The 22,027-nt window shown below is 71.7% G+C and carries 24 protein-coding genes; 23 read left to right on the top strand and 1 reads right to left on the bottom strand.

Going from position 1 to position 22,027, the window contains the following annotated elements; translation table 11 throughout:
* Window positions 1-91: 91 nt before the first annotated feature.
* On the top strand, window positions 92-988 hold the full coding sequence (locus FGE12_RS00810) for a hypothetical protein (RefSeq protein WP_194797435.1): 897 nt from the start codon (window positions 92-94) through the stop codon (window positions 986-988).
* A 39-nt stretch (window positions 989-1,027) separates the two neighbouring features.
* The gene (locus FGE12_RS00805) at window positions 1,028-1,336 is read left to right on the top strand and encodes a hypothetical protein (RefSeq protein ID WP_153864297.1); all 309 of its coding nucleotides are present in this window, start codon (window positions 1,028-1,030) and stop codon (window positions 1,334-1,336) included.
* A 21-nt stretch (window positions 1,337-1,357) separates the two neighbouring features.
* On the opposite strand, the gene FGE12_RS00800 is transcribed toward FGE12_RS00805, so the two are convergent.
* The gene (locus tag FGE12_RS00800; protein ID WP_370458838.1) at window positions 1,358-2,605 is read right to left on the bottom strand and encodes an SLC13 family permease; all 1,248 of its coding nucleotides are present in this window, start codon (window positions 2,603-2,605) and stop codon (window positions 1,358-1,360) included.
* A gap of 64 nt (window positions 2,606-2,669) precedes the next feature.
* Here FGE12_RS00800 and rtcA point away from each other — a divergent pair, with 64 nt between their 5' ends.
* The 21 genes from rtcA to FGE12_RS00695 all read left to right on the top strand — a co-directional run bounded on the left by rtcA (window position 2,670) and on the right by FGE12_RS00695 (window position 22,010).
* The gene (gene rtcA, locus FGE12_RS00795; RefSeq protein WP_153864295.1) at window positions 2,670-3,770 is read left to right on the top strand and encodes an RNA 3'-terminal phosphate cyclase; all 1,101 of its coding nucleotides are present in this window, start codon (window positions 2,670-2,672) and stop codon (window positions 3,768-3,770) included.
* A gap of 88 nt (window positions 3,771-3,858) precedes the next feature.
* On the top strand, window positions 3,859-5,565 hold the full coding sequence (sppA, locus tag FGE12_RS00790) for a signal peptide peptidase SppA (protein ID WP_153864294.1): 1,707 nt from the start codon (window positions 3,859-3,861) through the stop codon (window positions 5,563-5,565).
* Between the two features lie 10 nt (window positions 5,566-5,575).
* Window positions 5,576-6,295, top strand: a complete 720-nt coding sequence (locus tag FGE12_RS00785; RefSeq protein ID WP_194797551.1) for a zf-TFIIB domain-containing protein — start codon at window positions 5,576-5,578, stop codon at window positions 6,293-6,295.
* Between the two features lie 60 nt (window positions 6,296-6,355).
* Window positions 6,356-6,973 carry a hypothetical protein gene (locus FGE12_RS00780; RefSeq protein ID WP_370458837.1) on the top strand — a complete coding sequence of 206 codons (618 nt, stop codon included), beginning with the start codon at window positions 6,356-6,358 and terminating at the stop codon, window positions 6,971-6,973.
* Window positions 6,970-7,398, top strand: a complete 429-nt coding sequence (locus FGE12_RS00775; RefSeq protein ID WP_153864292.1) for a hypothetical protein — start codon at window positions 6,970-6,972, stop codon at window positions 7,396-7,398. Before FGE12_RS00780 ends, FGE12_RS00775 begins: the two co-directional genes overlap by 4 nt.
* A gap of 42 nt (window positions 7,399-7,440) precedes the next feature.
* A complete protein-coding gene (locus FGE12_RS00770; protein WP_153864291.1) occupies window positions 7,441-8,529 on the top strand; it encodes an Mrp/NBP35 family ATP-binding protein in 1,089 nt (362 codons plus the stop codon).
* Window positions 8,530-8,551: 22 nt separating this feature from the next.
* Window positions 8,552-9,022: a hypothetical protein gene (locus FGE12_RS00765; protein ID WP_194797434.1), complete on the top strand. Its 471-nt coding sequence runs from the start codon at window positions 8,552-8,554 to the stop codon at window positions 9,020-9,022.
* Window positions 9,019-9,453, top strand: coding sequence for a hypothetical protein (locus FGE12_RS00760; RefSeq protein WP_153864290.1), 435 nt, complete (start codon window positions 9,019-9,021; stop codon window positions 9,451-9,453). The genes FGE12_RS00765 and FGE12_RS00760 overlap by 4 nt, the downstream gene beginning before the upstream one ends.
* A gap of 72 nt (window positions 9,454-9,525) precedes the next feature.
* On the top strand, window positions 9,526-10,374 hold the full coding sequence (locus FGE12_RS00755) for a 3-hydroxybutyryl-CoA dehydrogenase (protein ID WP_153864289.1): 849 nt from the start codon (window positions 9,526-9,528) through the stop codon (window positions 10,372-10,374).
* Window positions 10,375-10,402: 28 nt separating this feature from the next.
* Window positions 10,403-11,179: an enoyl-CoA hydratase/isomerase family protein gene (locus tag FGE12_RS00750; RefSeq protein WP_153864288.1), complete on the top strand. Its 777-nt coding sequence runs from the start codon at window positions 10,403-10,405 to the stop codon at window positions 11,177-11,179.
* Window positions 11,180-11,281: 102 nt separating this feature from the next.
* Window positions 11,282-11,872, top strand: a complete 591-nt coding sequence (locus FGE12_RS00745; protein WP_228530493.1) for a hypothetical protein — start codon at window positions 11,282-11,284, stop codon at window positions 11,870-11,872.
* A gap of 79 nt (window positions 11,873-11,951) precedes the next feature.
* Window positions 11,952-12,500, top strand: a complete 549-nt coding sequence (locus tag FGE12_RS00740; RefSeq protein WP_194797433.1) for a hypothetical protein — start codon at window positions 11,952-11,954, stop codon at window positions 12,498-12,500.
* A gap of 102 nt (window positions 12,501-12,602) precedes the next feature.
* Window positions 12,603-13,745, top strand: a complete 1,143-nt coding sequence (locus tag FGE12_RS00735) for an acyl-CoA dehydrogenase (RefSeq protein WP_153864286.1) — start codon at window positions 12,603-12,605, stop codon at window positions 13,743-13,745.
* Window positions 13,746-13,761: 16 nt separating this feature from the next.
* Window positions 13,762-14,214: an AgmX/PglI C-terminal domain-containing protein gene (locus FGE12_RS00730; RefSeq protein WP_153864285.1), complete on the top strand. Its 453-nt coding sequence runs from the start codon at window positions 13,762-13,764 to the stop codon at window positions 14,212-14,214.
* An 11-nt stretch (window positions 14,215-14,225) separates the two neighbouring features.
* Window positions 14,226-15,371 carry an acyl-CoA dehydrogenase family protein gene (locus FGE12_RS00725; RefSeq protein WP_194797432.1) on the top strand — a complete coding sequence of 382 codons (1,146 nt, stop codon included), beginning with the start codon at window positions 14,226-14,228 and terminating at the stop codon, window positions 15,369-15,371.
* Window positions 15,372-15,691: 320 nt separating this feature from the next.
* The gene (locus tag FGE12_RS00720) at window positions 15,692-17,407 is read left to right on the top strand and encodes a 30S ribosomal protein S1 (protein ID WP_153864284.1); all 1,716 of its coding nucleotides are present in this window, start codon (window positions 15,692-15,694) and stop codon (window positions 17,405-17,407) included.
* A gap of 191 nt (window positions 17,408-17,598) precedes the next feature.
* On the top strand, window positions 17,599-18,780 hold the full coding sequence (locus tag FGE12_RS00715; protein WP_153864283.1) for an acetyl-CoA C-acetyltransferase: 1,182 nt from the start codon (window positions 17,599-17,601) through the stop codon (window positions 18,778-18,780).
* Between the two features lie 79 nt (window positions 18,781-18,859).
* Window positions 18,860-19,558 (top strand): CoA transferase subunit A, encoded by a 699-nt coding sequence (locus tag FGE12_RS00710; protein ID WP_153864282.1) that lies wholly within the window; start codon window positions 18,860-18,862, stop codon window positions 19,556-19,558.
* Window positions 19,559-19,562: 4 nt separating this feature from the next.
* Window positions 19,563-20,219 (top strand): CoA transferase subunit B, encoded by a 657-nt coding sequence (locus FGE12_RS00705; RefSeq protein ID WP_153864281.1) that lies wholly within the window; start codon window positions 19,563-19,565, stop codon window positions 20,217-20,219.
* A gap of 53 nt (window positions 20,220-20,272) precedes the next feature.
* Window positions 20,273-20,680, top strand: a complete 408-nt coding sequence (locus tag FGE12_RS00700; RefSeq protein WP_153864280.1) for a TIGR02266 family protein — start codon at window positions 20,273-20,275, stop codon at window positions 20,678-20,680.
* 25 nt (window positions 20,681-20,705) lie between these two features.
* On the top strand, window positions 20,706-22,010 hold the full coding sequence (locus tag FGE12_RS00695) for a class I SAM-dependent RNA methyltransferase (RefSeq protein WP_153864279.1): 1,305 nt from the start codon (window positions 20,706-20,708) through the stop codon (window positions 22,008-22,010).
* Window positions 22,011-22,027 lie beyond the last annotated feature (17 nt).

Here is a 22,027-nt window from a genome sequence, read left to right as displayed (position 1 = left end):
GGCGGATCCTTCCCGGTGGGGTGCGAGGACCTCGTACCGCGAATGCGGGCCCGGGGTCCAGACGGGCAGGCCTACATGGTATGACAGCGGAATGGTCCGCATCCTCTGGGTCACCCTTGCCTCCGTCTGCGCGCTCTCGGGCTGTGTCTCCCACCAGGTCTCCGGTGCGAGCCTCGAGCGGGTGAGCCACCCCGCCTTCATCTCCCGCATCGAGGAGGCGGCGGGCCCGCGCTCGGACGTCTTCCGCGAGGACGACACCTACGAGCCCACCCTGCGCCGGCTCGACCCGAAGGAGGCGGACCGCCGGCTCGCGGTGAAGCTGGGGCAGACGATGAGCCGCTTCGAGCTCTCGGAGCGGCTGCGGGTGACCACGCTCTCGCGGCTGCCCGCCGAGGCGCCCTGGACTCACGCCCTGGACCCCGCGCGCGTCGCCTCCGCCCTGGACAGCTTCCTCGTGGAGGAGGTGCCCGCGAATGCGCCCGACTACGAGCTGCTGCGGCCGCTCGGCGCGGATGCCGTCGTGGAGCTCGTCATCCAGGAGTACGGGATGCACAGCGAGGACGGCCACGCGGGCGCCTACGTGCAGGGCTACGGCCGGCTCTTCGAGCTGAAGGGGGGCGCAGAGCTGTGGCGGCGCACCTTCCGCGCAGATCAGCGCGACAAGGGCGGCGCTGCGCTGGACCCCTACCGCGTGGCGAAGCAGCCGGAGCTGTTCCGCGACGCCCTCACCGCGCTGCTGGACGGGGTGGCTGCGGAGCTCGCGCAGGGGCTCACGCCGAAGGACCACGCCGCGCGCCCGCCCACCCCTGCCCCGGCCGCACCCGCGCAGCCTGCGCCCGCCCCCTCGCCGGCGCTGCCGCCGGGCGAGCTGCCGGAGCCCGCGCCCGAGACGGCGCCGCCCGAGCCCCCGGTCGAGGCCCCCGGCGACGCAACCCCGGAGCCTCCCGCCTCCAACCCCCGCGTGCGCGAGCCCGGCACGCTGCCCTGAGGGCTCCCGGCAGGGCGGGGCAGGGCTTAGCGTTGGCGCATGGCCCTGCGTCCGCGAAACCCCGGGAGCGTGCTGCACGTCGAGCTGGAGCTGGCCAAGGAGAAGGCCGGGGGCCTGCGCCGCGTGGGCGAGAAGCTGGAGGCGCTGCTCTCGGAGCTGCGCCGGCTCGAGCACGAGCTTCCGCACCTGCACGGCGCCGCGCGCACGTCCGCGCTCGAGCGGCACGCGACGCTGCGCGCGGACGCGCTGCAGCAGCGCTACTTCCTGCACGTCCAGCGCGAGGCGATGGGCCTGCGCCAGCACGGCGACCTGGACGCGCTCTACCCCATCCCGGACGCGCGGCACTGAGGCGTGCGCCCGGTGCTCCGGTCAGAACAGCGCGTGCTCCAGCAGCAGCGTCGCGAGCCCCACCGCGAAGCTCACCAGGGTGACGGGCAGCCCCACGCGCAGGTAGCCCCAGAAGGAGATCTCCGCCTTGCCGCGCGCCGCCTCGAAGACGATGAGGTTCGCCACGCTGCCCACCAGCGTGAGGTTGCCGGCGAGCGTGGAGCCCAGCGCGAGCACGTGCCAGCCCACCACGGGCTGCTGCAGCGCAGGCACCCAGGTGCGCGCGAGCATCACGAAGGGCACGTTGCTGAAGAGGTTGGAGGCGAAGAGCGTGAGCGACGCGAAGCCCAGCGTCTGGCGCAGGGGCCCGCCGGACATCAGCGGCGCGAAGGCGGTGCGGATGTGCTCCGCCCAGCCGCCCTTGTTCACGCCGTACACCACCACGAAGAGGCTCGCGAAGAAGAGCAGCAGCACGTAGTCCACGCGCTCGAGCGCCTCGCGCGGCGGCCAGCGCGAGACGACCATCACCGCGGCCGCGCCGGTGAGCGCGCTCCAGCCCATGGGCAGCCCGAGGAAGAAGGCCACCACCACGGCGGCGAGCGCGGTGAGGCTCACCCCGAGCAGCGGCCGGTCCACGGGAGGCGGCGGGCGCTGGGTGTCGAAGCGGCGGTTGGGCAGCTCGGCGCGGAAGAACCAGAGCAGCGCGAGGATGACGACCGCGGTCGCGAGCAGCGCGGGCAGCGCCATGTACGCCGCGAAGCCCGCGTAGCTCAGCCCCGAGGCGCCCTGGATGAGCATGTTCTGGGGGTTGCCGGTGAAGGTGGCCACCGAGCCCGCGTTGGAGGCCATACACACCGCGAGCAGGTAGGGGATGGGCGGCAGGCGCGCGTCCTCCACCACCGCGAGCACCAGCGGGGTGAGCATGAGGCACACCGTGTCGTTGACGAGGAACGCGGAGAGCACCGCGCTCACGACGCCCACGATGACGAGCAGCCAGCGCGGCGAGTGCGCGAGGCGCACCGCGTGGTAGCCCGCGGCCCGGAAGAAGGAGGCCTGCGAGAGGTACGCCGCGAGCAGCATCATCCCGAGCAGCAGGATGATCGTGTCCGCGTCCACCGCGTGGCGCCCCGGGTCCGCGCTGTGCCCGAACACCTCGGCGGGGGTGACCTGGCCGAGCACCACCATGAGCACTGCGCCCACCAGGGCGCCGCCCGGACGGTCGAGCCGCGAGAAGGGCAGGCGCGCCCCGGCGATGAAGACATACGTCAGCAGGAAGATGAGCAGGGCCACGAGGAGCGCGACAGTAGCCGAGCCACTCCTGCTAGGGTGACGCAACTTCCCCTTCGAGAGGGCCATGCGCGGCAGTGACGCAACCCAGAGTCCGGTGGTGCTGGACGGAAGTGAAGGGGAGGGCGGAGGGCAGATCCTCCGCTCGGCCCTGTCGCTCTCGCTCATCACCGGGCGCCCCCTGCACCTGCACCACCTGCGGGCGAACCGGCGGCCCGGGGGGCTGCGGCCGCAGCACCTCGCCTGCGTGCGCGGCGCCGAGGCGCTCAGCGGGGGCACCAGCGAGGGCGCCGAGGTCGGCGCCTCGGAGATCCGCTTCACCCCCCGGCCGGTCGTCCCCGGCGACTACCTGCTCGAGGTGGGCACCGCGGGCAGCACGCCGCTGCTGCTGCAGTGCCTCTTCTACCCGCTCGCGCTCGCAGGAGGCGGCACCCTCACGCTGCGCGGCGGCACCCACCTGCCCAAGAGCCCCAGCTTCCACTACCTGCAGGAGGTGTGGCTGCCGGTGATGCGGGCCTACGGCCTGCCGGCCAGCCTCTCGCTCACCCACGCGGGCTTCTACCCGGAGGGGGCCGGCGAGCTGCGCGCCCAGGTGCAGCCGCCCTCCGAGCCCCCGCGGCTCGTGGACCTGCCCTCGCGCGGCACGCTGCAGGAGATGACGGTGCGCTCCTTCGCCGCGGGGCTTCCGTTCAGCATCGCCGAGCGCCAGTCGCGCGCCGCGGTGGCCGCGCTGCGCGAGCGGGGCATCCTCAGCCATGCGGAGAACCGCCCCCTCCCGGTGGCCGGCTCGCGCGGCAGCGTCACCTTCGTGCTCGCGCAGTTCGAGAACACCATCGCCGGCTTCACCGCGCTGGGCGAGCGTGGGCGGCCCGCGGAGGAGGTGGGGCGCGAGGCGGCCGAGGTGGTGGCGGCGTTCATGGCGCGCGGCGGCGCCATCGACGAGCACCTCGCGGACCAGATCCTCCTGCCCGCGGCGCTGCTCGCCGCGGGGCACCTCGGGCCCTCCGCGCCGGGCACCACGCGCTACACCACGGCCGAGGTGACCGAGCACCTCACCACCCACGCCCGCGTCCTGCAGCAGTTCCTGGACGTGCACATCGACGTGGACGCGGCCGCCGGCGCCGTCGAGGTGCGCCCGCGGACTCCCTCCGGGAGCGGGGCGGGGTAGGGGAAGAGGGGCCCACTGCGAGACAGCGGGCCGCGCATCCCGCCACGCGGAGCGGCGCCGGCGCCCTGGCTGCGGTTACAACGCCCCCATGCGCCTGATTGCCGTCCTCCTCGTCAACCTCTGGCTGCTCCTGCGCGCGCTCGTGGCCGCTCCCTTCCGGCTGATGCGCGCGCGCCGGCGCCCCACCTGGGTGCGCTTCCGGGTGGCGGGAGATCCGCCCTACCGCGTGCCGCGCAAGCGCCGCTGGCGCCCCGGCCAGCGCACGCCCGAGCCCGCCACGGTGCTCTCGCTGGACTCGCTGCGCGAGGCCCTGGAGCGGCTCGCGCGCGACCCGGCGCTGAAGGGCATCCTCCTCGAGCTCGAGGGCGCGCACCTGCCGCCCGCGAAGCGCGACGCCCTCGCGCAGCTGCTCGCCACGTTCCGCGCCGCGGGCAAGCGGGTGGTGGGCTGGGCGGTGAGCGTGGACAACGCGGGCTACGAGCTGCTGTGCGCCTGCGACGAGGTGCTGCTCGCCCCGGCGGGCCGGGTGGACCTGCTGGGCTTCGCGGCCGAGGCCACGGCGCTCGGAGAGGGGCTGGGGCGCCTCGGCATCCAGGCGCACTTCGTGCGGCGCGGCGACTACAAGACCGCCCCCGAGCTCTTCACCCACGCCGAGGTCTCGGACATCCAGCGCCAGACGCTGGAGGGCTTCCTGGACGAGCGCTACGCGGCGCTGGTGGACGCCGTGGTGCGCGGCCGCCGGCGCACGCCGGAGCAGGTGCGCGCGCTCGTCGACGAGGGCCCCTACAGCGCGCGGCGTGCGCTCGGTGCGGGGCTGGTGGACGCGCTGTGCAGCGAGGCGGACCTCGGCGCACGGCTGCTGGGCGAGGGGACGAAGGACGACGAGGCGCGGGGCGTGGAGTCCTACGCGGCCTACCTCGCGCACCTGCCGTGGCCCCCGGTGCGCTGGAGGCCGCTGCGCCTGCCTCCGCGGCTCGCGCTGGTGTCGGTGTCGGGGATGATCGTGTCGGGCAAGGGGACGCGGGGCGTGGGCCCGCAGGCCGCGGGCTCGGAGGCGGTGGTGAAGGCGGTGCGGGCCGCCGCGCGGGACCCGCGCTCGCGCGCTCTGCTGCTCTACATCGACAGCCCGGGCGGCTCCGCGCTCGCCTCCGAGCTCATCCTCGAGGCGGTGCAGCGCGCGGGTCAGCGCAAGCCCATCATCGCGTTCGTGGACCGGGTGGCGGCGAGTGGCGGCTACATGGCCGCGCTCGGGGCGCGCGAGCTGTGGAGCGCGCCCCATGCGATCGTCGGCTCCATCGGCGTCTTCGCGGGCAAGTTCGATGCGTCCGCGCTGCTCGAGCGCCTGGGCATCGGGCGCACGCTCATCACGCGCGGCGAGAACGCGGGGCTGCACTCCTCCTCGCGCGGCTTCACCCCGCACGAGCGCGCGTCGCTCGAGGCGGAGGTGGAGGAGACCTACCAGGCCTTCCTGGGGATGGTGGCGCAGGCGCGCCGCACCACGCCCGAGCAGGTGCACCAGCGCGCCGAGGGCCGCGTGTACTCGGGGACGCGCGCGCTCGAGGCGGGGCTCGTGGACCGCGTGGGCGGCTTCGAGGACGCGTGCCGACGCGCGCTCGAGCTGGCGGAGGTGGCCCCGGGGCCCTTCGAGCTCGCGCACTTCGGCGCCCGCGAGCAGCCGCTCTCGCTCCTGCGGCTGCTGGCAGGAGCGGCCCGCGCCCAGCTGTACGCGCTGTGCCCCCTGGCACTCGGGGTGGTGGGCCTCGGGGACCTGCCTGCGCAGGAGCGCTTCGACTAGGATGGCCCGCATGCCGCGCGCCTGTCCCATCTGCAGCGAACAGCCCCTCGTCCCCCTCGCGGCCCGGGACGTGGAGGTGGACAGCTGCCCGCGCTGCCAGGGGCTGTGGTTCGACCGGGGCGAGCTCGAGCTCTTTCCGGATCGCCCGTCGGTGCGCCAGTTCCTCGCCGCCGCGCGCCAGGCGGCGTCGCGCTGCCGGCGCCTCGGGCACCTGGTGCCTCGCGCGGAGGTGGCCTGCGCCACCTGCCACAGCGCACCGGTGGCCTGCCCCGCATGCGGCGGGCGGCTCTCGCTGGTGGTGACGGCCACCTGCACCGTGGACGTGTGCGTGCCCTGCGAGGGCGTGTGGCTGGACCGCGGCGAGCTGGAGCTGCTCGAGCGCGTGCCCGCGCGCCCCAGGCCTCCCACCCCAGGGGCCTGGGAGATCCCCGCCGCGGCGGCTCCCGTGACGGACCCCTGGAGTGCCCCGGGCGCGACCCGCGCGCTCGCGAATGGGCACGCGGTGCGGATCAACTCGCACACGGCACTCGAGTGCTCCGCCTGTTCGGCGCTGCTCACGGTGCGCGAGGCCCACGCGCTCGATGGTGACGTGTACTGCGGTGCCTGCCGCCCGGCGGGGGCGGTGTCCGGCGCCACGCTGCCCCCGGACGTGGAGCACGCGGAGCCCTGTGCGAAGCGCGGCGGGGGCTGGGGCAGCATCGTCGCCTTCCTCCTGGACGCGCTGCGCTGAGCGGCCGGCCTACACCGAATGCTTGGGCCTGGCGCGCCGGGTGGTAGCGTCATCGGGGTCGTGACGCCTCCCTCCCGCCCGCCCTCGCGCCGCCTCCTCGCCCCGCTCGTGCTGCTGTGCGCTTGCGCCGGGCGCCCCGGCCCGGGCGACGTCGCCGAGCGCTACGCGCGCGCGCTGCGCGAGGGGCACGTGGAAGACGCGCTCGCGCTCACGGCGGAGCCCGAGGCCGGCGCGGAGGCCTTTCGTGCCCGCTACGCGAGCGCCGAGGCCCGCGCCGAGCGCGCCGCCGAGGTGCGCGCGGAGCTCCCGCAGCTCGAGGCGCGCAGCCCGCAGCTGCTGCTGGTGCAGACGCCCGCGGGCTGGCGCGTGCGGGAGGCCGGCGCGGACGCGGCGCCGCGCGCTGCGCTCGAGCGCTTCCTCGAGGCGGCGGAGGCAGGGCGCTGGCCCGAGGCCTGGTCGCTGCTCGCGGGTCCCCTGCGCGCGCGCTACACGCCGGAGCGCCTGGGGGCGGACTTCCGCGCCGAGCCGCTCGCCCGCGAGCGCCTGCAGCGCGCCCGCGCCGCGCTCCCGGGGCCGCTGGTGCTCGAGGGGGCGGAGGCCCGGCTCGAGCTGGGACAGGGCCGCGCGGTGAGGCTCGTGCGGGAGGACGGCGGGTACCGCGTGGCGGCGCTCGAATGAGCCGCCCCAGCCCCGAGCTGCTGCTGCGCCTGGGCCGCAGCCTGCGCGAGATCGATCCCTCCTCGCTCCAGCAGGAGCAGGGTGAGGACCCGGTGCGCTGGTTCCTCGGCGACAGTGGGACCGAGCTCTTCGCCTGGGGGGTCCCCGGCGCGCCGCCGCGCCACCTGCAGCTGGTCTTCTTCCGGGTGTCGCTCGAGTGGACCCGGGAGCAGGGCCTGCGCACCGGCAGCTTCGACGCCCAGTCCTCCACGTCCGGGGGCCGCTACGACCCCTACCTCATGACCCTGGGGCCGGCGGTGGACCCCCAGGTGTGCCGCGCGGCGCTCGCCCTGCTCGAGGCGAGCCGCGTGGACCCGGCCGTCCTCGCCCCGCTGCGCAAGGCCCTGGCGGCCGCGCTAATGGAACCCGGCAGCGCCTCCCGCTGACGGCGCGTGCGCAGGGGCCGGCTTTGGGTTAGAGCAGCGCCCATGAACGTTTCCGAGCGCGACATCCTCGCTGCGATGTCGAAGGTGGTGGACCCCGAGCTGCACGTCGACCTGGTGAAGGCCGGGATGGTGCAGAACGTGCGTGTCGAGGGCAATACCGCGAAGCTCAAGATCGAGCTGACCACGCCGGCGTGCCCGATGAAGGCGAAGATCCAGGCGGACTCCGAGGCGGCGCTGCGCGGCGTGCCCGGCCTCGAGAAGTTCGAGATCGAGTGGGGCGCGCGCGTGCGCTCCGCCCCCGCAGGCATGCCGCAGACGGGCGGCCAGGCGCTGCTGCCGGGCGTGAAGAACGTGATCCTGGTGGGCGCGGGCAAGGGCGGGGTGGGCAAGAGCACCGTCTCGGTGAACCTCGCCGCCGCGCTCGCCCAGCACGGCGCGAAGGTGGGCCTGCTCGACGCGGACTTCTACGGCCCCTCGGTGCCGATGATGACCGGCGTCACCGAGAAGCCGGTGAGCCCGGACGGCAAGACGCTCAACCCGATGACCGCCCACGGCATGAAGGTCATGTCCATCGGATTCCTCGTGGAGCCGGATCAGGCGCTCATCTGGCGCGGCCCCATGCTGCACGGCGCGCTGATGCAGCTGGTGCGTGACGTGAACTGGGGCGAGCTGGACTACCTCGTGCTGGACCTGCCGCCGGGCACCGGCGACGTGGCCCTCTCGCTCTCGCAGAGCGTGCGCGCCGCGGGCGCGGTGCTCGTGACCACGCCGCAGGACGTGGCGCTCGCGGACGTGGTGCGCGCGAAGCAGATGTTCGACCGGGTGCACATCCCGGTGCTGGGCATCGTGGAGAACATGAGCCAGTTCATCTGCCCGCACTGCTCCAAGACCACCGCCATCTTCCACCACGGCGGCGGGCGCAAGGCGGCCGAGGCCTTCAAGGTGCCCTTCCTCGGGGAGATCCCCCTGGAGCTGCGCGTGCGCGAGGGCGGCGACAAGGGCGTGCCGGTGGTGAAGAGCCACCCGGACTCCATCGAGGCCAAGGCCTTCGTGGAGATGGCGCGCAACATCGCGGGCCGAGTGTCCACCGAGAACATGCGCGTGCGCTTGCCGGTGGTGCAGGGCCCGTAGAGGGCTAGGCTCGCTCCTCGCCATGGCTCCCCGCCCGCCCCACGACGACCTGGACGACGACACCGACCCGCTGCTCGGCGACGACGACGGCAGCGTGGGGCGCGAGGGCCGCGCCGGCTTCGTTCCCGACTTCGTCCGCAAGGCGGCGGTCGCGGGCCTGGGCGCCCTCTTCATGACGGAGGACGGCATCCGCTCCCTCGCCGGGCAGCTCAAGCTGCCCAAGGAGGTGCTGGGGCTCATCCTCTCGCAGGCGGAGAAGACCAAGGGCGACATCGGCCGCGTGGTGAGCGAGGAGCTGCGCCGCTTCCTGCAGTCCGAGAAGCTGCGCGAGGAGTTCCTCAAGCTGCTCTCCGGGATGACCGTGGAGGTCACCGCGCAGATCCGGCTCGTGCCTCCCGAGGAGAAGGCGGAGAAGCCGGCCGCCTCGCCCGCGATGAAGCTCACCGTCTCGGATCTCAAGGCCGGGCGCGGCCGCAAGGGCAAGAAGGAGTGAGCGCGGAGCAGGAGCCGGGGGCTCCGAACGAGCCCGCGCCGCCGCCGGCGCGCGACTGGCGCCGCCACCCGCTCCTGCGCCGGCTGCCGGTGCTGGTCCTGGTGGTCGTGGGCTTCGCGCTCTGGGACTGGACGAAGGTGCCCGAGCGCGAGCTGGTGTGGAACCTGGACGGTCCGGGCTGGGCGGGCGTGCGCGGCCTCGAGGTGCAGGTGCTCGACGCGCAGGACGCGCTGCTCAAGCGCGAGGAGCGCTTCTTCTCCGGCCCGCCGCCCTCGCAGCTGGTGGTGCCGCTGCAGCTTCGCGAGGGCCACTACCGCGCGCGCTTCTTCCTGCGCACGGACGCAGGCACGCTGCCGCCCCGGCTGGAGCCCTTCACGGTGGGCCCGGAGCCGCGTGTGGAGCACTCGCTCTACCTCTCCGCGCGCCGTTGACCCCCGGGGGACCGGCGGCTATAGCGCCCGCACGTCGCACACCCCCTTTTTCGAGCAAGGACACGGACACCCATGGCTACGAATCACCTGGTCGTCGTTGGAGCGGGTCAGATGGGCGCGGGCATCGCGCAGGTCGCGCTGCAGGCAGGCCTGCAGGTGACGCTGGTGGACGTGTCCAAGGAGGGGCTGGCCGCGGGTGAGAAGCGCATCAAGGCGGGGCTCGCCAAGCTGCAGGAGAAGGGCATCCTCGACGAGGCCAAGCGCACGGCGGCCGAGGGCGCGCTGCGCACCGCCACCAGCGCGAAGGAGGCGAAGGACGTGGACTTCGCCATCGAGGCGGTGACCGAGAACGAGGACCTCAAGAAGCGCATCTTCGTGGACCTGGACGCGGTGGTGCGCCCCGGCGGCATCCTCGCCACCAACACCTCGTCCATCCCCATCACGCGCATCGCCGCGGCGACGAAGCGCCCCGAGAACGTGATCGGCATGCACTTCATGAACCCGGTGCCGGTGATGAAGCTCGTGGAGCTGATCCGCGGCGCGGCCACCTCGGACGAGACCTACGCGACGACGCGCGCGCTCGCCGAGAAGATGGGCAAGACCACGGTGGTGTCCAAGGACTTCCCCGGCTTCATCATCAACCGCATCCTCATCCCGATGATCAACGAGGCCTGCTACGCCCTGATGGAGGGGCTGGGCACCGTGGAGGACATCGACACCGGCATGAAGCTGGGCACCAACCAGCCCATGGGCCCGCTGCAGCTCGCGGACTTCATCGGCCTGGACACCTGCCTCTACATCGCCGAGGTGCTGCACAAGGGCCTGGGCGACAGCAAGTACCGCCCCTGCCCGCTGCTGCGCCAGTACGTGGACGCCGGTTGGTACGGCAAGAAGAGCGGCCGCGGCTTCTACAAGTACTAGCCCTCTCTCGCACGGAGACACGCTGACCATGGCCTACGAGAACATCCGCCTCGACATCGACGGCGCGCTGGCGATCCTCACCATCGACCGGCCCAAGGCGCTCAACGCGCTCAACAGCAAGACAATCACCGAGCTCGAGGCAGCGCTCGGCTCGCTCGGCACCGGGGTGCGCGCGCTCATCGTGACCGGCGGAGGGGAGAAGGCCTTCGTCGCCGGCGCGGACATCGCGGAGATGGCGCAGCTCGCCGAGGCGCAGGCGCAGGCGTTCGCCGCGGCAGGGCACCGCACGCTGCTGAAGCTCGAGCAGCTGGGCATCCCCACCATCGCGGCCGTGAACGGCTTCGCGCTGGGCGGCGGCACCGAGCTCGCGCTCGCGTGCGATCTCATCTACGCCTCCGAGAAGGCGGTGTTCGGGCTTCCCGAGGTCACGCTCGGCGTCATCCCCGGCTTCGGCGGCACGCAGCGCCTCACGCGCCTGGTCGGCAAGGCGCGCGCGAAGGAGCTCATCTTCACCGGCGGCAAGCTGGATGCCGCGAAGGCGAAGGAGATCGGCCTCGCGCTCGAGGTGCTCCCGGCGGACAAGCTGCTCGAGCACTGCCGCAGCGTCGCCGCGAAGATCCTCAAGGTGGGGCCGCTCGCGGTGGCGAAGGCGAAGCGGGTCATCGAGGACAACGCGGACGCGGACCTGCGCCAGGCGCTCGAGGCCGAGCGCCGCGGCTTCGCGGACCTCTTCGGCTCGGCGGACCAGAAGGAGGGCATGAAGGCCTTCCTCGAGAAGCGGCCCGCGCAGTTCACCGGCAAGTAGAACCGCACGAGCGCTGCCGTCGCGGCGCCGCGCGAAATGTCCCCTCTCCCTCTGGGAGAGGGTCGGGGTGAGGGAAGTGCGCTTCCCCACCCGAGGCACAGGATGACCCGACCCGTCGCCCTCGTCCTGCTCCTGCTGACAGCCGCGGCCCACGCCGAGGACACCCGGCCGCGCGCGCCGCCGCTCGTCTCCTGGAAGCGCACGCTGTGCCTCTACACGCTCTGCTTCCTCGAGCCGCTGATCCCGGACCTGCGCTACGAGTGGGGCCCTGCCCGGCGCGCGGTCCTCTCGTGGCCCGTGCACCCCTGGGCCACGCCGCCCTTGGACATCCCGGGCCCTACGCTCGTCGCCTCGCCCTTCGTGGAGCCGCAGCTGCGCCTGGGCCCCGAGCGCGAGGGGCGCCTGCTCGCCGGCGCGCGCCTCTACGCCTTTCCGGACAAGCACCTCTTCGGCGTGCTCGTGGAGGGCGCGGGGCTGTGGGGCACGGACGGGAAGGGCGGCGTCGCGGGCCTGGGGCTCACCTACGATCTCATCGAGCGCCACCGCACGACGCAGCCCTGGACCCTGTCGCTCGTCCTGCGCCGCACCTGGACGGACCAGGGCCCGCGCAACGACCTGAGCTTCGACGTCACCGTCCCGCTGCGCATGTTCTTCGGCTCGCCGATGAACGTGAACCCGAAGGACGAGGACTGAGCCTGCTCGCTTGCTCTCCAGGCGGGCAGTCTCCAGGGAGTTCGCGAGCCCCGTCGGCTCCCGTACACTCGGAGCCACCTTGGTCCGACTCTTCCGACGCCCCGCTCGCGCTGCGCCGTCCATCGGTCTCACCCTGTCCCGCGACGCCCTGATGGCCTGGGGCGAGTGGGGGTACGTCCACCGCTCGGATCACTGCGCGGAGGAGGGCGTGGGGACGCTCCGGGCGGCCGAGTCCGCGTGGCTGGGGCCGGCGCTGGAGCGCGGCGCGCGCCGCCGCCTCAAGTACGCGGGCGGTGGGGTGGGGGCCATCCTCCTCGCGGGCCTCTTCCTCGGCCCCGCGCTCGCCTCCGGGCTCTTCGCCCTGCTGCTGCTCGCGCTCGCCCACGGCCTGCTCAGCGCCGCGCACGAGGCGCCTCGGCAGGACCTCGGGGCGCTGCCCCGCGAGCCCTCTGCGCTCGCTCGGCACGAGCGGTTCCGGGTGCTGCGCCACCTCGGCCGCAGCCTCTTCCGCGCGAGCGCCGTGTGCGCCGTGGCGGGTCTCGCGGCGGCGCCGGGCACGGCGGCCTCGCTGGCGCTCGCGCTCTTCGGGCTGCTGTCCTGGGCGGCCTCGCGGGTGCTCGTTCTCTAATAGGCATGGCAACCGGGGCTCTCCGCCCCGGTTGACAGTCTCGCTGTACGTCCCCCTCGGCGCGAATAGGATGGACTCCACGTTTCTACCAACGGGAGTGCCATGAACTTCGAGCTGACCGACGTCCAGCGCGAGATCCAGCGGATGTGCCGTGAGTTCGCCGCGCGCGAGCTCATCCCCAACGCGCGCAAGTGGGACGAGACGCACGCGTGGCCCACGGAGGCCGTGAAGAAGCTCGCCGAGCTCTCGCTCCTGGGCGTGGCCGTGCCCGAGCAGTGGGGTGGGGCGGGCCTGGACAACGTCTGCTACGCGCTCGCCATGGAGGAGATCAGCCGCGGCTGCGCCTCCACCGGCGTGATCATGAGCGTGAACAACTCGCTCTACTGCGACCCGGTCTCCAAGTTCGGCACGGACGCGCAGAAGGAGGAGTACCTCGCTCCCTTCGCGCGCGGCGAGAAGCTGGGCTGCTTCGGCCTCACCGAGCCCCAGGCCGGCAGCGACGCCGCCGCCCAGCAGACCGTGGCCGTGAAGAAGGGTGACGAGTACGTCATCAACGGCTCGAAGAACTGGATCACCAACGGCCCCAAGGCGGACGCCATCGTGCTCTTCACGATGACGGACAAGGCCAAGGGCAACAAGGGCATCACCGCCTTCCTCGTGCCCACCAACACGCCCGGCTTCATCCGCGCCGAGCCCGACCGCAAGATGGGCATCAGCGCCGCCCACTCCTGCTCCATGTTCTTCGAGGACATGCGCGTGCCGGCGAAGAACATCCTCGGCAAGGAGGGCGAGGGCTTCAAGGTGGCGATGAGCACGCTGGACGGCGGGCGCATCGGCATCGCGGCGCAGGCGCTGGGCATCGCGCGCGCGGCCTTCGAGGAGGCGGTGCGCTACTCCGGCGAGCGCAAGACCTTCGACAAGCCCATCCGCGAGCACCAGGCCATCCAGTTCATGATCGCGGACATGGCCACCGAGATCGACGCCGCGCGCCTCCTCGTCTGGCAGGCCGCGCTGCTCAAGGACCGGGGCGTGCGCCACTCGCAGGAGAGCGCCATGGCCAAGCTCTACGCGAGCGAGATGGCCAGCCGCGTGGCCAACAAGGCCCTGCAGGTGCACGGCGGCATGGGCTACAGCAAGGAGATGGACGCCGAGCGCCACGTGCGCGACGCGCGCATCACCGAGATCTACGAGGGCACGAGCGAGATCCAGCGCATCGTGATCTCGGCGAACCTCCTCAAGGACTAGCCCCGGGAGCCCCTTGATGAAGACGAAGACCCTCCTCGCCGCAGCCCTGCTCCTCGCCGTCCCCGCGCTCGCCCAGGACGGGGGCACGCCCGCCGCGGCTCCCGCCCAGGCGCCGAAGAAGGCGCCTGCCAAGGCGCCGCTCGACGTGGAGCACATGCCCTTCACCCCGGACTCCATCCGCCAGGTGGTGGGCCACCACTCGGACGAGATCCAGGACTGCTACGAGGAGTGGCTCTCCAACAAGGGCAAGCACGCGCCCGAGGGCAAGCTGATGACCTCCTTCACCATCACGGCCGCGGGCCTGGTGAAGGGGGCGAAGGTGCTCAACAAGGGCACCGCCCCGGCGCTGCGCGACGCCGGGCTCAAGGAGTGCGTGGTGGGCGTGCTCACCGCGATGAGCTTCCCCAAGCCCGACGACAAGCGCGACCACCCCATCGAGTACCCGTTCAACCTCAAGGCCATCAAGTAGGGGCACGCGCCGTGAACTTCGAGCTCACCGAGACCCAGACGCTCATCCGCGACACCGCGCGCAAGATCTCCCGCGAGCGCATCGCGCCCGGCGCGCGGGAGCGCGACCGCAACGAGCGGTTCCCCCGCGAGCTCTACACCGAGCTCGCGCAGCTGGGCCTGCTGGGCGTGAACATCCCCGCGCAGTACGGCGGGGCGGAAGCGGGCGTCGTCTCGTACGCGCTCGCGATGATGGAGGTCTCGGCCGCCTGCGCCTCCACCGCGGTGGGCATGGCCGTGACCAACATGTGCGCCGAGCTCATCTACAAGTTCGGCACCGAGGCCCAGCGCGAGAAGTACCTGCCGCGCCTCACCTCCGGCGAGGCCATCGTGGGGGCCTTCGCGCTGAGCGAGCCGCACGCGGGCTCGGACCCCGGCGCCATGCACACCACGGCGAAGCGCCGCGGCAACAGCTGGGTCATCAACGGCTCCAAGCAGTGGATTACCTCCGGCGCCCACGCGGGCGTGATGGTGGTGTGGGCGCGCACGGGCGGCGAGGGCAACCGCGGCCTCTCCGCCTTCATCGTGGAGGGCGGCACGAAGGGCCTGCTCGTGGGCAAGCACGAGGACAAGATGGGCCTGCGTGCGTCCAACACGGTGGGGCTCACCTTCGAGGACTGCGAGATCCCGCTCGAGAACCTCCTGGGCAAGGAGGGCGAGGGCTTCAAGCTCGCCATGATCGCGCTGGACGGCGGGCGCATCGGCATCGCCTCGCAGGCCTGCGGCGTGGGCCGCGCGGCGCTGGACTCCGCGGTGCGCTACTCCAAGGAGCGCAAGGCGTTCGGGCAGGCCATCGCCGAGTTCCAGGGCCTGCGCTTCATGATGGCGGACATGGCCGTGCAGCTGCGCGCCGCGGAGCTGCTCACCTACCGCGCCGCGGTGCTCAAGGAGCAGGGCGCCCCGTTCAGCCGCGAGGCCTCCATGGCGAAGCTCTTCGCCAGCGAGACGAGCAACCGGGTCTGCGACAAGGCGGTGCAGATCCTCGGCGGCTACGGCTACATCGACGAGTTCCCCGTCGAGCGCTACCTGCGCGACGCGCGCGTGCAGACCATCTACGAGGGCACGAGCGAGGTGCAGCGCATCGTGATCGCCCGCGAGACGATCAAGCTCCTGGGGTGACGGGGCGGGGGAAGAGACTTCCCCACCTCGCGCGTTCTGATCCCAGGACGCAGGCTGGAAGGACCTGGCGCCCCCCCAGTCCCCCCGCTCGCTGAGCGAGGGGCCCAGCAGCTCACCGGGATGGCAGCCGACTACGCCCTGCGTTAGCTCCTACTGACACACCTCTGGCGACCTCCCTTGACTGCCGGAAACTCCGGTGTCTAGGGTGCGCGCCTTCCCTCCCCACAGTGGGGAACACCACGGCTCCCGACACGCCCTGCGGGTCCACCGTCGCCTCTCACAATTGGGCAGCTGTACCGCAGCAAAGGATTCCCAACCACATGCAGCAGAACGTGAACCAGCAGAGCGGGATCGAAGGCATCGACGAGGACTTCGCGGCACTCTTTGAGGCGTCCATCAAGGAGCGCGGAGCCGACGGTCTCTTCAAGGAAGGCGAGATCGTCAAGGGCACCGTCGTCCAGGTGACCAAGGACTACGTCGTCGTCGACGTCGGCTACAAGTCCGAGGGCCAGATCCCTCTCACGGAGTTCACCAACCCCCGCGGTGAGGTGTCGGTCAAGGCCGGCGACCCCGTGGAGGTCCTCCTGGAGAGCCGCGAGAACGACACCGGCATGGTCGTCCTCTCCAAGGAGAAGGCCGACAAGATGCGCATCTGGGACGAGATCAGCGCCGCCTGCGAGCGCGACGAGATCGTCAAGGGCACCATCGTCGGCCGCGTGAAGGGTGGCCTCAGCGTCGACATCGGCGTGAAGGCGTTCCTCCCGGGCAGCCAGGTGGACATCCGCCCCGTGCGCAACCTTGATCAGTACATCTCGAAGGAGTTCGAGTTCAAGGTCATCAAGTTCAACAAGAAGCGCGGCAACATCGTGCTCTCTCGCCGCGTGCTCCTCGAGAAGCAGCGCGAGGAGATGAAGAAGGAGACCCTCAAGAACCTCAAGGAGGGTGCGGTCCTCAAGGGCCAGGTCAAGAACCTCACCGACTACGGTGCGTTCATCGACCTCGGCGGCATCGACGGCCTGCTGCACATCACGGACATGTCGTGGGGCCGCATCGGCCACCCGTCCGAGATGTTCAACGTGGGCGACGAGGTCCGCGTGGTGGTCCTCAAGTTCGACCCCACCGCCGAGCGCGTCAGCCTGGGTCTGAAGCAGATCCAGGAGGACCCGTGGCACCGCGCCGACGAGAAGTACCCGGTCGGCACCCGCGTGTCCGGCAAGGTCGTCTCCATCACGGACTACGGCGCGTTCATCGAGATCGAGCAGGGCGTCGAGGGTCTCGTGCACGTGTCCGAGATGTCCTGGACCAAGCGCCTCAAGCACCCGAGCAAGATGCTCGAGGTGGGCGCGCAGGTCGAGGCCGTGGTTCTCGACATCGATCCCAAGGCCAAGCGCATCGCGCTCGGCATGAAGCAGATCGAGCAGAACCCCTGGACGCTCCTCGAGGACAAGTACCCGATCGGCTCGGTCATCAAGGGCCAGATCCGCAACGTCACCGACTTCGGCGTGTTCGTCGGCGTCGAGGAGGGCGTGGACGGCCTCGTGCACGTCTCCGACATCTCCTGGACCCAGCGCATCAAGCACCCGGGCGAGATGTTCAAGAAGGGTGACGAGGTCGAGGCGGTGGTGCTCAACATCGACGTCGAGAACGAGCGCTTCAGCCTGGGCATCAAGCAGCTCCAGCCGGACCCCTGGGACACCCTCAGCGAGCGCACCCCCGTGGGCAGCCGCGTGAAGGGCAAGGTCACCAAGGTCACCGACTTCGGCGCGTTCGTGGAGATCGAGCCCGGCATCGAGGGCCTCGTCCACGTCTCCGAGCTGAAGGAGGAGCGCGTGGAGAACCCCCGCGACGTGGTGAACGAGGGCCAGGAGGTTGACGTCAAGATCATCGACATCAACACCCAGGACCGGAAGGTGGCGCTCTCCATGAAGGCGCTCATCGGCGAGGGCTCGGACGACTACCGCGAGTACCTGCGCAAGCAGGCCGAGGGCTCCAAGGCCCGCCTCGGCGACGTGATGGCGAGCAAGCTGAAGAAGTAGTCGCCCTGACGTCGTAACCAGTCACACGGAGCCGGGTTCCCGCGAGGGAGCCCGGCTTTCGTGCTTTCTGGGACGCAGCCACACCTACAGTGCTTGACCCCCTCCGAAGGCGCGGTGTTTAAGGGCGGCCGTTACTACTTTGGAAGGCCCGCCCGCGGCGGCTTCCCACCCTCTCTCAGGAGACCTCTTCCATGGCTCGTTCCGTCGTCATCGTCGGCGCTGCGCGTACCCCCATCGGCGCCTTCCAAGGCTCGCTCTCCAAGCTCACCGCGCCGCAGCTGGGCGCCATCGCGATCAAGGCTGCGCTCGAGCGCTCGGGCGTCCCCATGGACCAGGTGCAGGAGGTCATCATGGGCAACGTGCTGCAGGCCGGCGTTGGCCAGGCCCCCGCGCGCCAGGCGATGATCGGCGCGGGCATCCCCAACACCGCCCCGGCGATCACCATCAACAAGGTCTGTGGCTCGGGCCTGCAGGCGGTCGTGATGGCGGCGCAGTCCATCGCGCTCGGGGACGCGGACGTGGTGGTGGCGGGCGGCATGGAGTCCATGAGCAACGCCCCGTACATCAGCCACAGCATGCGCGGCGGCGCCCGCATGGGTGACGTGACCTTCAAGGACGCGATGATCCACGACGGCCTCTGGGACGTGTACGGCAACGTCCACATGGGCAACTGCGCCGAGGAGTGCAGCGTCAGCCACAACATCAGCCGCTCGGCCCAGGACGAGTACGCGAAGGAGTCCACCGGCCGCGCCGTGCGCGCGCAGAAGGAGGGCCTCTTCACCGCCGAGATCGTGCCCGTGCCGGTGCCCGGCAAGAAGCCCGAGGACACCACGATCGTGGCGGAGGACGAGGGTCCCCGCAACGCGAAGCCGGACAAGATCCCGGGCCTCAAGCCGGTGTTCAAGAAGGACGGCACGGTGACGGCCGCCAACGCGTCCTCCATCAACGACGGCGCCGCGGCGCTGGTGCTGATGGAGGAGGAGCGCGCGAAGAAGGAGGGCCGCACCATCCTCGGCCGCATCACCGCCTACGCGAGCGCCGCCCGCAAGCCGGTGGAGTTCACCATCGCGCCCACGGACGCGATCAACAAGATGCTCGGCAAGGCGAAGCTCTCCACCAACGACGTGGACCTCTGGGAGATCAACGAGGCCTTCGCCGTGGTGGCCATCGCGAACAACACCCTGCTCAAGCTGGACCCGAGCAAGGTGAACGTGCGCGGCGGCGCGGTGGCGCTGGGCCACCCCATCGGCGCCTCGGGCGCCCGCCTCCTGGTGACGCTGCTGCACACCATGAAGGACCAGGACAAGAAGCGCGGCGTCGCGAGCCTCTGCATCGGCGGCGGCGAGGGCATCGCGCTGATGGTCGAGCGCTGAAGCAATCCTTCGGGGCGCGAGGGAGCCTGGCGCAAGTCCGGGCTCCCTGATGCCCCCTTCACCTGGAGCAGGAGGGGCGATGGACAAGGTCGTGGCGAACGCGGACGAGGCAGTCCGCGACATTCCGGACGGCGCCGTGCTGATGAGCAGCGGCTTCGGCCTGTGTGGCAACCCCGAGAACCTCATCGAGGCGATCCACCGCAAGGGGATCAAGGGGCTGACCATCATCTCCAACAACTGCGGAACCACGGAGCTGGGCCTCGGCGTCCTGCTCAAGGCGAAGCAGGTGAAGAAGATGGTCAGCAGCTACGTGGGCGAGAACAAGGAGTTCGAGCGCCAGTTCCTCAGCGGCGAGCTGCAGGTGGAGCTCAACCCGCAGGGCACGCTCGCGGAGCGCATCCGCGCAGGCGGCTGCGGGATCGCGGGCTTCTTCACGCCCACCGGCGCCGGCACCCAGGTCTCCGAGGGCAAGGAGACGCGCATGATCGACGGGCGCCTGCACGTGCTCGAGACGCCGCTCAAGGCGGACTTCGCGATCGTGCACGCGTGGAAGGCGGACCGCTACGGCAACCTCGTGTTCCGCAAGACCGCGCGCAACTTCGCCCCCATGATGTGCATGGCCGCGAAGACCACCATCGTCGAGTGCGAGCAGCTGGTGGAGCCCGGCGAGATCGAGCCCGATCAGATCCACATCCCGAGCATCTTCGTGAAGCGGATCGTCGTCGGTAAGAACCTCCAGAAGTGGATCGAGCGGCGCACCGTCCGCAAGCAGGCCTGACACCATGCCCCTCTCCCGCGAACAGATTGCCCAGCGCATCGCCCAGGAGCTGCGCGATGGCTACTACGTGAACCTCGGCATCGGCGTGCCCACGCTGGTGGCGAACTACATCCCGGCCGGCATGGACGTGATGCTGCAGAGCGAGAACGGCCTGCTCGGCATCGGGCCGTGGCCCGTGGAGGGCCAGGAGGACCCGGACCTCATCAACGCCGGCAAGGAGACCGTGACGGCGGTGCGCGGCGCGGCCTTCTTCGACTCCGCGCTCTCCTTCGGGATGATCCGCGGCGGCCACATCGACATGGCCGTGCTCGGCGCCATGGAGGTCAGCGAGCAGGGTGACCTGGCCAACTGGATGATCCCCGGCAAGATGGTGAAGGGGATGGGCGGCGCCATGGACCTCGCCGTGGGCGCCAAGCGCGTCTACGTGGCCATGGAGCACGCGAACAAGGACGGCCAGCCCAAGATCCTCAAGAAGTGCGCGCTGCCGCTCACCGGCCTCAAGTGCGTGCAGCACATCGTGACGGATCACGCGTACATCGACGTGACCCCCGAGGGCCTGGTGCTGCGCGAGCTCGCCCCCGGCGTCACCGTGGAGCAGGTGCAGAAGCTCACCGAGCCCAAGCTGAAGATCGCGCCCGACGTGCGCGAGATGAAGGTCTAGGCTCTGCTAGAGTCCCGGGTGAGCGCATCACCCGGGACCCTGGAGCCGAGCCCATGACGGACAAGGTCGAGTCCTCCCCGCCGCAGCGGCGCGGCAGCCGCCTGCAGCACGAGCTGCTGGTGGCCTACCGCAGCCCGGGCGGCGCCAGCTTCGCCAGCCACTGGGCGGTGAACCTCTCGGGCTCCGGCCTGTTCATCAACACCTCCACTCCGCTGCCCGTGGGCAGCCCCCTGGAGCTCGTGCTCAGCCTCCCGGACGCGCCCACCCCCTTCGAGGTGGAGGGGAGGGTGGCCCGGGTGAGCGGCGCGGACAACGCGCAGCACCAGGGCGCGGGGATGGGCATCGAGTTCGTGAACGTTGACGAGGACAGGCGCTCGCGCATCGAGCGCTTCGTCACCCGCCTGCGCCAGGAGCTGCCGGAGCTGTCCGGCGGCTCTGCGCAGAGCGAAGCAAAGCGCTAGGCGCTGCATCCAAGGCCGTACCCCCATGGCTCTCGAACTTCCCCTCCCAGAGCAGCCGGTCGAGCTGCACATCGACCGCCTCGGCCAGCTGGGGGAGGGCGTGGCCCTCTTCGAGGGGCGCACCGTCTTCGTCACCGGCGCCTTCCCGGGCGAGCGCGTGCGCGCGCGGCTCGAGCAGGCGGGCAAGGTGCTGCGCGGCCACCTGGCCGAGGTGGTCGCCCCCAGCCCCTCGCGCCGCCTCTCCGGGTGCGCGCTCAGCTCCGCGTGCGGCGGCTGCGACTGGCTCGAGCTCGCGGAGCCCGCCCAGCGCGAGGCGAAGCAGGAGATCGTCCTCTCCGCGCTCGAGCACCTGGGGCGCATCCCGCGCGCCCAGCTCACCGTGCGCCCGCTGCTCGTGGCCCCGCGCGATACCGGCTACCGCCGCCGCGCCGTGCTCCACTTCTCGCAAGGGCTGCCCACCTACTTCGGCCGGCGCAGCCACGAGCGGGTCCCGGTGGAGACCTGCGGCGCCCTCGCGGAGCCGCTCGCGGCGCTGCCGGGCCGGCTCGCCCCGCTGCTGAAGCCCCTCGCGAAGGACGCGGACGAGCTGCACCTGCTCTCGGAAGGGACCAAGGCCGCCTTCGCGGTGACCTTCAAGGGCCTGGTCACGGCGCGCCACGTGGAGGTGGCGGAAGGAGCGGTGCGCGCGCTGCGGCTCGAGGGCGCGGTGCTGGTGCCGGGTCCCCAGGCCGGCGCCCCGCGCCTCGTGGGAAAGCCCACGCTGCGCTCGCTGCAGCCGCTGCGCCCCGAGGTGCCGCTCTTCCTGCGCCCGGATGCCTTCAGCCAGGCGCACGCCGAGGCCAACCTGGGCCTGGTGGCGTCGGCCCTCACCGAGCTCGCTCCGCGCACGCACGAGCGGGTGCTGGAGCTCTACTCGGGCAACGGCAACTTCACCTTCCCGCTCGCCGGGACGGCGGCCTCGGTGCTGGGGGTGGAGTCCTCCAGCGTCTCGGTGGAGCTCGCCCAGCGCAGCGCCCGCGAGGGCGGCGTCGCCAACGTGCGCTTCATCCAGGCGGATGCGCGCAAGGCCTGTGACGGCCTGGTGCGCGAGGGGGCCCAGTTCGAGCTGCTGCTCGCGGACCCGCCGCGCACGGGGGCGCCGGGCCTGTCTCGCTGGGCCAAGGCGCTGGGCGTGAAGCGGCTCGTGTACGTGGCCTGCGATCCGGCCTCGCTCGCGCGCGACGCTGGCGAGCTCGCCCAGGCGGGCTACCGGCCGCAGGTCCTCCAGGTCCTGGACATGTTCCCGCAGACGCACCACGTGGAGGCGCTGCTCTCCTTCGAGCGCGCCTGAGGGAAGAGGGGACACGC

Origin of the sequence: Aggregicoccus sp. 17bor-14 (assembly GCF_009659535.1) — a bacterium.
Lineage (GTDB): Bacteria > Myxococcota > Myxococcia > Myxococcales > Myxococcaceae > Aggregicoccus.
The sequence above is the reverse complement of the archived record's forward strand: the minus strand, read 5'-3'. Positions and strand labels throughout refer to the sequence as shown.

Excerpts from the sequence above, each read along its gene's own strand:
- FGE12_RS00810 (WP_194797435.1), top strand. The coding sequence starts at position 92 with ATGGTCCGCATCCTCTGGGTCACCCTTGCCTCCGTCTGCGCGCTCTCG.
- FGE12_RS00805 (WP_153864297.1), top strand. The coding sequence starts at position 1,028 with ATGGCCCTGCGTCCGCGAAACCCCGGGAGCGTGCTGCACGTCGAGCTG.
- rtcA (WP_153864295.1), top strand. The coding sequence starts at position 2,670 with ATGCGCGGCAGTGACGCAACCCAGAGTCCGGTGGTGCTGGACGGAAGT.
- sppA (WP_153864294.1), top strand. The coding sequence starts at position 3,859 with ATGCGCCTGATTGCCGTCCTCCTCGTCAACCTCTGGCTGCTCCTGCGC.
- FGE12_RS00785 (WP_194797551.1), top strand. The coding sequence starts at position 5,576 with ATGCCGCGCGCCTGTCCCATCTGCAGCGAACAGCCCCTCGTCCCCCTC.
- FGE12_RS00775 (WP_153864292.1), top strand. The coding sequence starts at position 6,970 with ATGAGCCGCCCCAGCCCCGAGCTGCTGCTGCGCCTGGGCCGCAGCCTG.
- FGE12_RS00770 (WP_153864291.1), top strand. The coding sequence starts at position 7,441 with ATGAACGTTTCCGAGCGCGACATCCTCGCTGCGATGTCGAAGGTGGTG.
- FGE12_RS00765 (WP_194797434.1), top strand. The coding sequence starts at position 8,552 with ATGGCTCCCCGCCCGCCCCACGACGACCTGGACGACGACACCGACCCG.
- FGE12_RS00755 (WP_153864289.1), top strand. The coding sequence starts at position 9,526 with ATGGCTACGAATCACCTGGTCGTCGTTGGAGCGGGTCAGATGGGCGCG.
- FGE12_RS00750 (WP_153864288.1), top strand. The coding sequence starts at position 10,403 with ATGGCCTACGAGAACATCCGCCTCGACATCGACGGCGCGCTGGCGATC.
- FGE12_RS00745 (WP_228530493.1), top strand. The coding sequence starts at position 11,282 with ATGACCCGACCCGTCGCCCTCGTCCTGCTCCTGCTGACAGCCGCGGCC.
- FGE12_RS00735 (WP_153864286.1), top strand. The coding sequence starts at position 12,603 with ATGAACTTCGAGCTGACCGACGTCCAGCGCGAGATCCAGCGGATGTGC.
- FGE12_RS00730 (WP_153864285.1), top strand. The coding sequence starts at position 13,762 with ATGAAGACGAAGACCCTCCTCGCCGCAGCCCTGCTCCTCGCCGTCCCC.
- FGE12_RS00720 (WP_153864284.1), top strand. The coding sequence starts at position 15,692 with ATGCAGCAGAACGTGAACCAGCAGAGCGGGATCGAAGGCATCGACGAG.
- FGE12_RS00715 (WP_153864283.1), top strand. The coding sequence starts at position 17,599 with ATGGCTCGTTCCGTCGTCATCGTCGGCGCTGCGCGTACCCCCATCGGC.
- FGE12_RS00710 (WP_153864282.1), top strand. The coding sequence starts at position 18,860 with ATGGACAAGGTCGTGGCGAACGCGGACGAGGCAGTCCGCGACATTCCG.
- FGE12_RS00705 (WP_153864281.1), top strand. The coding sequence starts at position 19,563 with ATGCCCCTCTCCCGCGAACAGATTGCCCAGCGCATCGCCCAGGAGCTG.
- FGE12_RS00700 (WP_153864280.1), top strand. The coding sequence starts at position 20,273 with ATGACGGACAAGGTCGAGTCCTCCCCGCCGCAGCGGCGCGGCAGCCGC.
- FGE12_RS00695 (WP_153864279.1), top strand. The coding sequence starts at position 20,706 with ATGGCTCTCGAACTTCCCCTCCCAGAGCAGCCGGTCGAGCTGCACATC.